13 protein-coding genes are annotated in these 13,936 nt (G+C 51.6%); all 13 read right to left on the bottom strand.

Features of this window, described 5'->3' with window-relative positions; genetic code table 11:
* Positions 1–18: 18 nt before the first annotated feature.
* The 13 genes from L2W58_RS10465 to dnaG all read right to left on the bottom strand — a co-directional run bounded on the left by L2W58_RS10465 (position 19) and on the right by dnaG (position 13,850).
* The gene (locus L2W58_RS10465) at positions 19–666 is read right to left on the bottom strand and encodes a JAB domain-containing protein (RefSeq protein ID WP_236103287.1); all 648 of its coding nucleotides are present in this window, start codon (positions 664–666) and stop codon (positions 19–21) included.
* The gene (locus tag L2W58_RS10460) at positions 663–1,289 is read right to left on the bottom strand and encodes an MBL fold metallo-hydrolase (protein WP_236103286.1); all 627 of its coding nucleotides are present in this window, start codon (positions 1,287–1,289) and stop codon (positions 663–665) included. The genes L2W58_RS10465 and L2W58_RS10460 overlap by 4 nt, the downstream gene beginning before the upstream one ends.
* Position 1,290: 1 nt before the next feature.
* Positions 1,291–1,740, bottom strand: a complete 450-nt coding sequence (dtd, locus tag L2W58_RS10455) for a D-aminoacyl-tRNA deacylase (RefSeq protein WP_236103285.1) — start codon at positions 1,738–1,740, stop codon at positions 1,291–1,293.
* Between the two features lie 6 nt (positions 1,741–1,746).
* Positions 1,747–4,008: a RelA/SpoT family protein gene (locus tag L2W58_RS10450; protein WP_420827992.1), complete on the bottom strand. Its 2,262-nt coding sequence runs from the start codon at positions 4,006–4,008 to the stop codon at positions 1,747–1,749.
* 29 nt (positions 4,009–4,037) lie between these two features.
* The gene (locus L2W58_RS10445) at positions 4,038–5,687 is read right to left on the bottom strand and encodes a single-stranded-DNA-specific exonuclease RecJ (protein WP_236103284.1); all 1,650 of its coding nucleotides are present in this window, start codon (positions 5,685–5,687) and stop codon (positions 4,038–4,040) included.
* Between the two features lie 114 nt (positions 5,688–5,801).
* On the bottom strand, positions 5,802–6,680 hold the full coding sequence (gene secF / locus L2W58_RS10440; RefSeq protein WP_236103283.1) for a protein translocase subunit SecF: 879 nt from the start codon (positions 6,678–6,680) through the stop codon (positions 5,802–5,804).
* A 16-nt stretch (positions 6,681–6,696) separates the two neighbouring features.
* Complete coding sequence (gene secD, locus L2W58_RS10435; protein ID WP_236103282.1) at positions 6,697–8,091, bottom strand: protein translocase subunit SecD; 1,395 nt, start codon at positions 8,089–8,091, stop codon at positions 6,697–6,699.
* A 96-nt stretch (positions 8,092–8,187) separates the two neighbouring features.
* Positions 8,188–8,565, bottom strand: coding sequence for a preprotein translocase subunit YajC (yajC, locus tag L2W58_RS10430; protein ID WP_236103281.1), 378 nt, complete (start codon positions 8,563–8,565; stop codon positions 8,188–8,190).
* Between the two features lie 72 nt (positions 8,566–8,637).
* A complete protein-coding gene (locus L2W58_RS10425) occupies positions 8,638–9,273 on the bottom strand; it encodes a redox-sensing transcriptional repressor Rex (RefSeq protein WP_236103280.1) in 636 nt (211 codons plus the stop codon).
* A 34-nt stretch (positions 9,274–9,307) separates the two neighbouring features.
* Positions 9,308–10,597: a phosphopyruvate hydratase gene (gene eno, locus L2W58_RS10420; RefSeq protein ID WP_236103279.1), complete on the bottom strand. Its 1,290-nt coding sequence runs from the start codon at positions 10,595–10,597 to the stop codon at positions 9,308–9,310.
* 31 nt (positions 10,598–10,628) lie between these two features.
* Complete coding sequence (locus L2W58_RS10415; protein ID WP_236103278.1) at positions 10,629–10,916, bottom strand: S4 domain-containing protein; 288 nt, start codon at positions 10,914–10,916, stop codon at positions 10,629–10,631.
* A 16-nt stretch (positions 10,917–10,932) separates the two neighbouring features.
* Positions 10,933–12,078 (bottom strand): RNA polymerase sigma factor RpoD, encoded by a 1,146-nt coding sequence (gene rpoD / locus L2W58_RS10410; RefSeq protein WP_236103277.1) that lies wholly within the window; start codon positions 12,076–12,078, stop codon positions 10,933–10,935.
* A gap of 26 nt (positions 12,079–12,104) precedes the next feature.
* Complete coding sequence (gene dnaG / locus L2W58_RS10405) at positions 12,105–13,850, bottom strand: DNA primase (protein WP_236103276.1); 1,746 nt, start codon at positions 13,848–13,850, stop codon at positions 12,105–12,107.
* Positions 13,851–13,936 lie beyond the last annotated feature (86 nt).

Raw genomic sequence — 13,936 nt, 5'->3', positions numbered from 1 at the left:
TCCTCTTTATCCTTGCCCCTATTCCTCCACCGCAGCTATACCAAGCCTGGAGACTATATAGTGGCCATGAAATCGAATACCCAAGGCGTCCAGCCTTTCGCGAACGATCCGGGTAAGCGTTCTGTCTTCGGCGCTGCTGATCAAAGAGCCGTCGGGATGATTATGCACCAGAACCACTCCATAGGCATCCAGACGAACGGCAGCTCTCATGAAATGCCGGATATCCAAACTAGCCCCGTCAGGACCTCCAAAGGAGATCATCTCCTTGGAGAGAAAACGCTCCCTGTCTCCGAGAAAAATAGCCACTATCAACTCCCTGGGCTCGTCGGAAAGGCGTATCTGGATCTCCTTCAGTTCATCCCTCCAGTAGGGAGCCCTGGAGGGATCACGGCCATTTGAGATAGCCAACCTCCTACCTATCTCGACTGCGGCCGCAAGTCCAGCCGCTTTTGCCGTCCCTATACCCTTGAAGGAAAGGTACTCTTTTACCGACGCTCTGGTGAGACCTCTCAAACCTCCAAATCCATCCAATATGGACTCGGAAAGGCCTAGGACGTCCTCCCCGCCTCCGCCGGTTCTCAACAATATGGCGAGCAACTCGACATCGCTCAGAGCCGTTGCCCCGTTGTTGAAAAGTCTTTCTCTCGGAAGCTGATCCTCGGTCATGACAGGAAGGGGTTTTCCAGCCTCTCGGTCCCTATATCAGTTTCCGGACCGTGGCCGGGAAGCACGATAAGATCGTCGTCCAATGAAGCTACCCTTTCCAGCGATCCGGACATCAGTTCCGGCACGCTCCCAGGAAGATCGGTCCTTCCTATACTCCTGGCAAACAGGGTATCTCCCGCCAAAAGAAGCCTGTCGTTGCCGTCTTGAACGATAACGCAGCAGCTCCCTCTGGTATGTCCGGGAGTATGGATCACCTGGAGATCCATACTCCCTACGGAAAGGGGAACCCCCTCCTCCAGGTACCCAGTGGCCTCGACTGGAGGACATTCTGTACCCAAATTGGACGAGAGGTTTTTGTCCCTATCGCAGAGCATATTCTCGTCTTCTCTGTGAATCCAGACATCCGAGCCCAACCGCTTGGACATCTCAGCGGCACCGGCGATATGATCTCCATGTCCGTGAGTCAACAGTATAGTCCTGACATCTATTCCATTATCCTCCACCCATTTGAACACGTCCGTTGGATCGCCTCCGGGGTCGACGAAGAAACCAACTCCATCGTCATCCCAGAGAAGATAACCGTTCGTCCAAAGAGGCCCTAAGGGAAAACGTTTCCATTTCATATCACATATCCTCCGGAGTATCCACCATCAAGGTAACGGGGCCATCGTTGACGATATCCACGACCATATGAGCTTGAAAGACTCCGGTCTCCACAACCAAGCCCTTCTCCCTCAAGGCCTCTATAAACGCCTCATAGAGTCCTTTCGCCTTATCGGGAGGAGCTGATTTAACGAAAGAAGGACGACGTCCTTTGCGACAGTCTCCATAAAGGGTGAACTGAGACACCAGCAAGACCTCTCCCGCCACGTCTCTAAGGGAGAGGTTCATCTTTCCCGAGTCGTCCTCGAAGACTCTCAACCCGGCTATTTTATCCGATAACCATCCAACCTGTCTCTCTCCGTCTCCTTGTGCCACGGCCAGAAAAACACAAAACCCCTTATCGATACTGCCGGTCTCGACTCCGTCGACCGAGACGGCAGCTCGGGAGACTCTCTGGACAACTGCTCTCATTCAAGATTACCCCCTGGACACGTCTATGACGTTTTTAACGGTATTTATCCTGGCGATAACGGCGTAAAGATGTTCCAAATTTCTGACCGTTACCTCCAGCTTCATCCTGGCCTGTCCTCCGCCTATCTGGTTGGCTTTCACGGACAACAAGCTGGACTCGGCCTTTGTTACCGCCTGAGCCACGTCTGAAAAAAGCCCGGGGCGATCGAGTCCTTCTACCAGGATCCTTGCATCGTACCTCTTTTTAAAGGTATTTCCCCATGCGACACTGATCAATCTATCGGACGACACGGACGACACGTTAGGACAGTTTTCCCTATGAACGGTTATTCCTCGAACCCTGGTCGCAAATCCAACTATGGAATCTCCCGGCACCGGCTTACAACAGTTAGCGAGAGACACAAGAACGCCATCGGCTCCTTCCACTACGATATCGGCGTTGCTGTCTTTTTTATCGAAACCGCTTTTGACATCGCCTCTCTGGTCGGGTCTACCGTCATGACTGGAGAGAATCGAACATAGTCTAGCGGCAATAGGACCAGCGGACTGATTGTTGGATCCCACTGCGAAAAAAACGTCGTCGCCGTTATTGTACCCCATATCTCTGGCTACCCTGTTCAAAGCAGCGGATATTTCCTCGGGCGAACAGGAGTTCTCCTCACTGCCGAGCAGACGCTTTTTCAATTCTCTATCCACCAGATCTCTGCCACGTTGCAGAGATTCTGCTTTGGCTACAGAGTCCAAGTGTTTGAAATAGGTCCTGATCTTTGATTTAGCCTTGTTGCTCTTCGCTACCTTGAGCCAGTCCCGAGAGGGTTTCCCTTGAGAGGAGGTCAACACCTTTACGATGTCGCCATTTTGGAGTTCGTAGTCGGTGGGAACTATCCGGTTATTGACCATCGCTCCTACGTATTGATTCCCCACCTGAGTATGCACGGCGTAGGCGAAGTCTATAGGAGTGGCCCCCCTGGGAAGAGATTTCACGTCCCCCTGAGGAGTAAACACGAAGACATCGGAGGTCAGGACATCGTCCTTCAACCTCTCCATGAACTCATCGGGACGGGTTTCCTGACCGCCCTCTATGGCCTTCCTGATCCATTCCAGTTTGGCATCAAGATCGTCCATCTTGTCGGCGCCTTCTTTATAGCGCCAGTGAGCAGCTACACCGTACTCGGCCAGCCAATGCATCTCCCAGGTTCTTATTTGAACCTCTAAAGGCTCACCGGAAGGGCCTACCACCGTGGTATGAAGCGATTGATACATGTTGTTCTTGGGGTTGGCTATATAGTCGTCGAACTGCCCCGGTATGGGTTTCCATATGGTGTGAACTATCCCCAGAACCGTGTAACAGGTAGTTATATCGTCAACTATGATCCTCATCGCCAGAAGATCGTAAAGCTGGTCGACGGAAAGTCCCTTGCGGTTCATCTTCTCGAGAATGCTGTAGAAATGCTTTGCTCGTCCCTTTATCAGGGCATCGATGCCCTGGGAGTTTAGCTTTTCCTCCAGCACATCTATGGCCTTCTTTATGGTGGCCTCTCTTTCGGGCAACCTTTTTTGAACCTTCTTCTTTATCTCGTAATACATATTGGGATCGTAATACTTGAAAGCCAGGTCCTCCAGAGTTCTCTTGACCTGATATATCCCTAACCTATGGGCCAAGGGAGCGTATATCTCAAGGGTCTCCTTAGCTATCCTCTGTTGCTTATCCCTTCGAAGGGCACCCAGAGTCCTCATATTATGGGTCCTGTCCGCCAGTTTTATCAGGACCACCCTGATATCCTTGGCCATGACCAAGAACATCTTTCGGAGGTTCTCCGCCTGGTAGTCCTCGAAAGACTTAAAGGGAAGTTTGCCCAGTTTAGTGACCCCGTCGACCAAAACCCCGACCTCTTCGCCGAAACGTTCGGCCAAGGTATCCTTGGTCACGACGGTATCCTCTATACAGTCGTGCAACAAGGCTGCCTCCATGGTTTTAACGTCCATCTTCATATCGGCAAGTATCGAAGCGACGTAGACACAGTGGATTATATAGGGCTCGCCGGTCCCTCTCTTCTGCTCACCGTGGGCCTCGGCGGCGAATATCAAGGCCTCGCCGAGTTCCATAAGATCTTCTTTGGAAAGGTAACGAGAGACCTTCGACCATAACTCCTGCCAGGCAAACTTCACAGTTACAGATCTCTGGGACATGGGAATGCGTCCCATGAAACTATCTCTAAGGGATAAAAGTTCCCTCTTGCTGGGCGATTTATCGGTTTCGTTCGTCAAGGCTCTCACCTCCGGAGTAATCGTCAAGTTTAGCAGGAGAGGACTATCTTCTCCACCAAGAACTGCAAATTTATTCTGCCCTTCCATTGATTGAGTCGCGGTTTGTATAGCCATCCGGCGATGTTATCCATATCCCGATGTTGTTCAGCTCCGTTGAAAGCTATCAGGAAGCCCGACCCTACGTCGATTTTGCCGTGGATTCCCCCTTTTCCGAGAGGCAAAAGCCTCTCCCCTCCCCGCCTGGGAAGAAAAAAACACGGAGATGGGTTGAGTTGCCCGAAAGGCCCTATGATCCGCAGTTCCCTCCATAACCCCATATCGAAACGAGAAAGGTCATATTTTATGGCGGTCTCTACGACCCGTTCGGGCACTATGGATCTAAGTTTCTCAGAAAGTCTGGAGGACAGGGTTTCCCATCTGGATGGATCGACGGAAAAACCTGCCGCATATGGATGGCCACCCCATGCATTGAGCATATCGTCCAGTTCTGACAATATCTCGACGGCGTTGGCCCCCTCCGGAACCCTCAAGGTGCCCTTTATTCCGTTTCCCGAAGGAGCGGCCAGGGCAAACCCCTTATCGTAGGAATGACAGAGACGACTGGCTATGGCGCTCAACAACCCCACCGGCCATCGATCATCGTAAAGAACGTGCTCCATGTCTCTCTCTATTTTTTCGGCGATCTCCGACGAGATATCGGCGGAAAGGTCTTTTCTCCTGCGATTCAAGGCATCCAGTCTATCCACATCACCCGCCACGTTTCCCGTACCGAGAACGATCGAGAGAGCCAGATCAGCCACGTCCAGTCGACCTGCCGCGTTGAGACAGGGAATAACCTTCATGGCCAGCGTTTCTTCGTCCAAAACGGCAGTTGAGATTCCCAGACGACTATAAAGCTCCTTTATCCCCGGTCGTCTCGTGTTCCGAAGTACCTCCAACCCCCGGTCGACCAGGACTCGGTTGAACCTGCCCATGGGCACGCAGTCGGCCACGGTAGCGAGAGCGACTAGGTCCAGTCTGTTCTCTAGCCATCTTCTGGAAGCAATGGACGAGACAGCGGCCCAACTCCAGAGGACGGACGTAGCACAGAGGTTTCGGGCCTCCGGAGATCCACCCCTTTGGGGATTGACGAAGGCGGGTAAGTCGATCGTCTCTCCGTCCACCGAATGATGATCGAAGACGATGACGGCCATGCCTCCAGCGACCGCTTCTCCCAAGGGCTCCACGTCTTTGGAGCCGCAATCGGTGACTATCAAGGTCTGGACTCCTTGAGCCAGCGCCTTTCTGATCAAGGAAAGATGTACCCCGTATCCCTCTTTCTGTCTATGGGGAAGATAGTAATGGACCGAAGAGGCACCGGAGACTCCGGCCAACTCCACCGCTAAAGCGGTGGAGGCTATTCCGTCTACATCGTAATCGCCGTAGACCAGAACGGAACGACCGGAGACAGCCCTTTTCCATGTATCCACAGCCTCAGAGACTCCGGGACCGAGATCCAGAGAGGACAAAGATTCATCCAGGCCTCCTATTCTAAAGTCTCCGATACCTATCGAGGCATCTTCAACCCTGGAACTCAAGACCGCCGCGACAACATCCGAGCAGTTCATTTTTCCGGCCATTTTCAGGATGTCGTCGTCTATGGATATAAGTCGAATGTCGTCGAATGTACAGGTAGGCAACACTTATCCAAACAACTCCTTCGGGGAAAGCTCATATAAAACTCTCCGACGAACATTGTAATAAAAAGAGAGGAGGAGCACCAGGCTTCCTCCTCTCTGAAAAAACTATCCGAACTACTGTTTGACCGGAGATTTGGTGAACCACTCGTCCAGTATCGAGCTGGCCACGTAAATGGAACTGTAGGTTCCCACTATTATCCCTATCATGAGGGCAAAGGAAAAGTTAGCCAAAACCGGTCCTCCCCATATATAGAAGGCCAAAACGGGAAGAAACGTGGTAAGAGATGTGTTTATCGTCCTGGACAAAGTCTGGTTTACCGATACGTTGAAAAGGCCGTCGATTCCCCAGCCTCTTAGGTGTTTCCAGTTCTCTCTCACCCTGTCTAGAACAACTATGGTATCGTTCAGAGAGTATCCCACGATGGTCAGAATCGCCGCTATAAAGGTGACCGATATCTCTCTTCCCATGATACTGAAGATACCCAGGGTTATTATCGAGTCGTGCAGCAGGGCCAGTACGCTGACCACGGCAAAACGAAACTGAAACCGTACGGTGATGTAAATCAATATTCCCACCAGAGCGAGCCCAAGGGCGATGAAAGCCTCTTTACGAAGCTGATCTCCTACCACCGGTCCGACCTTCTCGAATCGAAGGACCTGAACCGAGTCGTATTTAGCCTTGAGAGCCTCGAGTACATCTCGTCGAGCGTCCTCCTCGTCGGCCTTCATCCTTATAATGACTCCCTTGTCGCTGTAGGCCTGTATAACGGCCTTACCCTGGCCGACCCCGGCCAACACGTCTCGTACCTCTCCGACCTCTACGGGAGAGCCGAACTCCAACTGGACCAAATTGCCTCCGGTGAAGTCTATCCCGAGGTTAAGCCCTCTGGAAAACAGAGACCCCAAACTCACCAAAATCAAAACAACACTTAGAAACATAGCCTTTTTACGAAAGGCCATAAAATTAAAACGATATTCCGCTGTCTTATTCATGTCGACCGGCCTCCCGTTACTTCCTACGAGCCAGAGAAGGTATGCTGTTATGGCTGACCATGACCTGGAGGAGGACACGGGTCACCAACACCGCGCTGAAGACACTGGCCACTATACCAAAAGCCAGAGTAAGGGCGAATCCTCTGATAGGTCCACTTCCAAAGTAGTAGAGGACCGCTGCCGCTATCAACGTAGTCACGTTGGCGTCGAGAATCGTCTTGAAGGCCTTCTTGAACCCCGAATCCAGAGAGGCAAAAGGAGTCTTACCGTCCCTGTACTCCTCCTTGATCCGCTCGAATATCAATATATTGCCGTCGACGGCCATTCCTATGGTAAGGATGATACCGGCGATTCCGGGAAGGGTAAGAGTCGCCTTGAAACTTATAAGCAAAGCGAAAAGTATCAAGATCGTTACCGAAAGGGCGATATCTGCAGCGATGCCCAAAATCCTGTAATAGAGCAACATAAACAGTATGACCAGGGCACACCCTATAAGTCCCGCCTTAAGCCCAGAGTTGATCGAGTCCGCTCCCAAGGTAGGTCCTACTGAACGATTTTCCAATACCTCTACAGGAACGGGCAAAGCTCCGGCACGAAGCATTATTGCAAGATTACGGGCCTCTTCCGGGGTAAAACGACCGGAGATCTGGGCAGCTCCTCCGCTAATTCGCTCCTGCACCACCGGAGCGGATACCACCATCCCGTCGAGCACGATAGCTATCTGGCTGCCGACATTCTCGGCGGTGGCCGAATCGAAGAGTTTAGCTCCGTCGTCATTGAATTCAAGGCTTACGACAGGTCTACCCAGGTTATCGTAGGTGGCCTTTGCGTCCTTTAGGTCTTTTCCTCCAACATAGACAGGCCCCAGAAGATAGATACGTCCGGCTTCGTCGCTTCCCACGACCGCCCCTGCCTCGGATGAAGCTTCCGATCTCAGTCGACTTTCCAGGTCGTCTCTGTCGGTTTTAACCTTGTTCCACCTTGAAACGGCGGCCTGATATTCTTCGTCGGAATCGTAGTTCTCCCTCTGAGCCCTAGGAGGCAATGCGGAAGTAGCCTGAACTACCTGCCTGAACTCCAAAAGAGCGGTCTTGCCTATCAGCTCAAGGGCCTGTTCGGGGTTTTCCACACCTGGAAGGTCCACGATCACCCTGTCCTGACCCTCTCTTTGTATCAGAGGTTCGGATACACCGTATTGGTCGACCCTATTTCTAAGGACAGCAAGAAGTCTTTCGACGCTGTCGCCGGTCAAGGGGTTCTCCTCGGTTCCCTTTGCCTGGAGAACTATATGAGCCCCTCCCTTGAGGTCGAGTCCGAGATTAATCCGCCCTTTTATTGGGAAAACCGACGCCAAGGCGGCGATAACGACGACGGCTACCAACGTGAGCCGCCAACGATCTTTTCTCAGCATAGAACGTCACTACCTCCTCAAAAAACAAAAAATAAAAAAAAACGAAAAAGGAGTGGATGCGTCAAGAACACCCACTCCGGTCGAAACCGAAGGTCTCTACTTTTCCTCGTCCGCGTCCTCGCCCTTGTCCTCTGTCTTATCGTTATCGGACTCTAATGTGACCTCGTCCTTTACCGACTTCTTGGCTTCAGGGTTTTCTGCAACCATCTTGCTGGAAATGGACCCCTTAAGGACTCTGACCTTGACACCGTCGGCTATCTCGAGGATCAGGCTATCGTCCTTCACTTCTCTCACGATGCCGATGAAGCCACCGGCTGTCACTACTCGGTCGCCTCTGGTGAGAGAACCTAAAAGCTCATCGTGCTTCTTCTGCCGCTTCTTCTGTGGCCTTATGATGAAGAAGTAGAAGATGACGACAAATATTACCAGAGGGAAAAACATCTGCATCGCGCCCGCCTGTCCAGTTTGATTCAACGATACCGCCTCCTATATCTTATATCCCTTGTCCACGACCAGGAATAACTATTCTACCATGGACCGGACAGTTTATATACTTTCGGTCCCCTCGTGTTTCAGATAAAAGAGCAGTTTCTCCAGTTCTACCGATATGTCGACAGAGTACACTATGACACCAGGAGGAGCGACCACGGAAGACGGAGAGAAATTCAGAATCCCCTTTATCTGCCCATTTTCCGCACCGGCATCCACGCATCGCTGCGCAGCATCCTTAGGGACCGTCAGTATCAATATCTCTATGTCCATGTCCTTAAGTTTTCTCGACATATCGTCGACATGGAAACAGGGCCGTCCGAAAAAAGTCTTTCCTACCTTTTCCTCCGAAACGTCGAAGAGCGCTACAATCTCATATTTATCCGATAAAAAGGCCTTGTGATCCAAAAGAGCCTCTCCGAGCCTTCCTACCCCGACCAGGCCTACACTCCATTTTCTAGGAGGAGAAAGTATATCGGATACGTGTTTCAACAGTCGATCGACGTTGTATCCTACGCCTCGTTTTCCTATCTCACCGAAGTAGGAAAGGTCCTTTCTCACCTGACTGGCCTTGAAGCCTAGCATATCGCCTATCTCCTTGGAGGAGATTACCTGGACCTTGTCTCTGTCCATATGCTCCAGGAGTCTACGATACTGGACCAGTCGCTCTACCGTAGGTTCCGCGACCTTCATCCGCATCCCTCCTCCGCCATCGATGGTTCGACCTTCAACTACGGACCTTAAGCCCTTTTATCGAAGAGGACCCGGCATAAGGGGTGCAACAACCTATTGATTCCTCTATACGGAGAAGCTGATTGTACTTGGCCACTCGATCGGTTCTAGCGGGAGCACCTGTTTTTATCTGTCCCGCCGACACCGCAACGGATAAGTCGGAGATAAACGTGTCCGAGGTCTCTCCTGACCGGTGGGATATCACAGAGGAAAAACCGGCGTTTTTCGCCGTCTTTATTACCTCCAGCGTCTCGGTCAGGGTTCCTATCTGGTTGAGTTTTATCAATATGGAGTTTGCGGAGTTCATCTCTATGCCTTTGTTCAGGCGATCTCGATTCGTTACGAAAAGATCGTCTCCCACTATCTGGATCCTGTCGCCCAGTGTCTCGGTCATCAGGGCAAAACCCTCCCAGTCCTCCTCGGCCATTCCATCCTCTATGGAGACTATAGGGTAATCCCTGCACAGACCTTCGTAATAACCGTTGAGTTCCTCGGCAGAAAAGGACTTACCCTCTCCCTTAAACGAATAGACCCCGTCGGAGAACAACTCTGAAGCAGCTACGTCGACAGCAATACCCACCTGATCACCGGGGGTGTATCCGGCCTTCCCTATCGCATCGACCAGTATATCGAACCCCTCCCTGTTGCTTCCCAGGTTAGGGGCAAAGCCCCCCTCGTCTCCCAGAGAGGTGGAGTAGCCCTTTTCCTTTAGCATTTTCTTCAAGGTGTGGTATATCTCTACGTTCATCCTGAGAGCCTCGGAAAAACTTGATGCGCCGTAAGGCATTACCATGAATTCCTGGATATCCAGGTTGTTGTCGGCGTGTGCTCCTCCGTTGATGACGTTCATCATGGGGGTCGGAAGTGTAAAAGGACCTAACCCACCTATGTAATTCCAAAGAGGCATACCGTAGTAATCGGAAGCAGCTCTAGCGACCGCCAGGGAGACCCCCAAAATCGCGTTGGCACCGAGATCTCCCTTGTTGGGAGTCCCATCCAGATCGATCATCGCTCCGTCTATATAGGACTGTTCCGAGACATCCATCCCGACGATCTCCGGAGCTATCCGCTCGTTGACGTTCTCGACAGCCTTAAGGACGCCCTTCCCCATATAGCGGCTGCCTCCGTCTCTCAGTTCCACCGCCTCGAAGGTTCCGGTCGAAGCTCCCGAGGGAACGGCAGCCCTGCCTATCACGCCGCATTCCAACGCGACCTCTACCTCTACCGTCGGATTTCCTCTCGAATCAAGAATCTCTCTGCCGTGTATTCCAACTATGGTACTCATGCGACTACCTCCCAATCCTGCAAGTAAATTGCTATCGATCCCAAAGTTTGGTCTCTGGCTCCACCCTTTTGTCCTCTATCAACCTGTAAGGTTCGCAACCCCGTCTCTTCAAGACAGCTTCTTCGTCCACCAAAACCTCCACGACCAGAAGCCTGCGGGGAAACGCCACCTCTAGGATAAAGCCGACCTTCACGTCTGACGACGGTTTAACCTTTCTACCGTCTATCCTCACGGCACCGGCTTCCACCATCTCCTGGGCCACTGTCCTTCTCTTAACCAACCTGGCAAGCTTCAAAAATTTATCTACTCTTATAGTCATAGAACCCCCGAAAAAATCAAGACATGTAGTCTCTCAAAGTAACGCTCCGACTGGGGTGACGAAGTTTTCTCAAAGCCTTTGCCTCTATCTGACGGATTCTCTCCCTGGTGACACCGAAACGACGGCCGACATCCTCCAGGGTGTAACATTGACCGTCGTCAAAACCGAATCTAAGTCGGAGAACCTGCTTCTCCCTGTCGGTAAGCCCCTCAAGGACATCGTCCAACTGATCCCTCAGGAATTCCATCGAGGTGGAGTCGTCGGGACTTATCATGTCCTTATCCTCTATGAAGTCTCCCAGTTCGCTGTCGTCTTCCTCCCCCACCGGGGATTCCAAGGATATGGGTTCCTGGGCGACCTTTCTTATCTGAACTACCTTGGCCGGCTCTATGCCCATCTCCGCGGCGATTTCCTCGTCAGTGGGCTCTCTTCCCAGGCTCTGGACAAGGTTGCGGGAGGCTCTCATCACCTTGTTGATAGTCTCCACCATATGGACCGGTATCCTTATGGTCCTGGCCTGGTCCGCTATCGCCCTGGTGATGGCCTGTCGGATCCACCAGGTGGCATAGGTGCTGAATTTATAACCTCTAGAGTAATCGAACTTTTCGACGGCCCTGATGAGCCCCAGATTCCCTTCCTGTATCAGATCCAGAAAGAGCATCCCACGTCCCATATATTTCTTGGCAATGCTGACTACCAGGCGAAGGTTCGCCTCTATCAGCTGAGATTTGGCCTCGTCGTCCCCCATCTCTATCCTCTTCGCCAGTTCCACCTCTTGAGATTGATTCAATAGAGGGATGGTACCGATTTCCCTAAGATACATCCTGACAGGGTCTCCTCCGCCTCCGGAGTCGGAAGAGACCGATTCTCCGGAAATGCGAGAAGAGGAATCGTCGCCTTTTTTTTCGTCCTCGTCGTCAACCCCTTGGATATCTATCCCCAAGGCCCGAAGATTGTCGTATATCTTCTCCAGCAACACCTCGTTCAGAGTCTGAGGGGTCATATGACGTTTGATGTCCTCTTTGGTAACGAATCCCTTGCTCTGCCCCTCGAGAAGAATATCCTTTATCTTATCGAGGTACTGGTCCAGAACGATCTCGGTATGATCCGCTCCTATATCTAGATCGTCGTTTACTTCCTGCTGGTCAACGATGTGCTTCATATCACAACCACCGTCCTCTTCCACAATCAGGAACCTTTCTGGGATACCAGTTTCTGTCGAAGGTCCTCCATTTCCCTTATTTCCCGGGTCGTAGCCTCCCCTTTGAGCATTTTTACACGAAGTTCATTATACCTCATCTGCCCCTTTTGGCGATAGAGGAGATGACAAAAATGTCGCCATTTCCAATCGGAATTTTGAGTGAATTCATCCAAATAGGCTCCTCCTCTGGCTAAAACCCGAAGCTGAAAGGTCTCCCCCATCTCGAGCCATCGCTTTTCCAACGAGGAGGGAGATTCTCCCATAATTATGGAACCGGCCATGAGTTTAAGTCTGGGATCGGATAGAAGCTCCATAACCTCTCTGGTATCGCATTTTCTACGAAGATCGAACTCGCTCCAGAGTAGGGAGATCAGCGCTATCTCAGGCAAAGGAGGCATTTCCAGGCTATCTCTGCCCTCTTCCGGAAGAGATGGCGAGATCTCTGTATCGACAAAACGACCGCCCTTCCTGCGTCCGGAACGGACCTTCTCCAATGCATCCAACACCTCGAAATCCCTAATGCCCAACAAAGCGGCTAAAGAGGGAAGATAGGGAGATACATCGGTCACGTCTATGTTTGAAAGGCCCTCTAGAAGATCGTGAACTGCCGATTTTCTGGTACTGTCGTCCTTGATGGCGGGAGAGAGCAATTTTATGTGATGTTCCACCAGGGGCAAAGCTCTTTTCAGACAACTTTCGAAAAGAGCCTTGCCACCGTCGGCTCTCAAAAGGTCATCCGGGTCCTGTCCCTCGGGAAGAGCGACGACTTTCACCGATAAGCCCGCTTTCTGAAGAACGTACATCCCTCTTATCGCCGCAGCCTGTCCCGCCTGATCGGCATCGTAACAGATGAAAACCTCATCGGCCAATCGTTTTAATATGGTCGCCTGATCCTCCGTCAAAGCGGTGCCTAAGGTGGCTACCGTCTGAGGATAGCCCTCCATATGAAGTCGCAAGGCGTCCATATATCCCTCGACTATTATCGAGTGTCCGCCGTTTCTTATAGCTCCCTTGGCCTTATCTATTAGAAAAAGGGTCCTCCTCTTGCTGTAAATCTCGGTCTCAGGACTGTTAAGATACTTCGCTCCGTCGCCATCGACGATACGTCCACCGAAAGCCACTAAACGACCGGTGATATCCCTGATCGGGAAGATGACCCTGCCGCGGAATCTATCGTAAGGACCTCGATCTCCTCTGAGGACCAGTCCACACCTCTCCGCGTCCTTCAAGGATATCCCTTTCTCCTTGAGAGATTGGACCATGAAAGACCAGGAAGGAGGAGCCCACCCCAACTCGAACGACGACCGAACCTGGGAAGGGATCATCCTACGGTCCAGATACCCTCGAGGGACACTCCCCTGATCCCCGTCCATACATTCTCTAAAAAGGGAACAAGCCTCCTCCATTACGTCGAAAAGACTTTTTTTACCGGATCCGTCGCCTCGACTATATGACTCGATCTCTATGCCCGCTCGGCGAGCCAGAAGGGAGAGAGCCTCAGGAAATGAAAGCCCCTCTTTTTCCATAACGAAGCTGAAGATATCCCCACCCTTTCCGCATCCGAAACAATGCCAGGATTGCCTCTCCTGGGATACATAGAAGGAAGGAGTTTTTTCTTCGTGAAAGGGACAGAGACCTTTGTAGTTTCTACCGCTCCTGGTCAGTTTTACGTAATCTCCGACTATATCCACAACATCTAGCCTGGATTTTATTCTATCCACGTCATCGCCCACTGACTCACCCCCTCAAAAGCTAGGTCTACTTAAAAACGGGGAGAGCATATGCTCTCCCCGTTTGAGATGGTAAAACGGATATCCGA

The sequence above is a fragment of the Dethiosulfovibrio faecalis genome (assembly GCF_021568795.1).
Taxonomy (GTDB): Bacteria; Synergistota; Synergistia; order Synergistales; family Dethiosulfovibrionaceae; genus Dethiosulfovibrio; species Dethiosulfovibrio faecalis.
The sequence above is the reverse complement of the archived record's forward strand: the minus strand, read 5'-3'. Positions and strand labels throughout refer to the sequence as shown.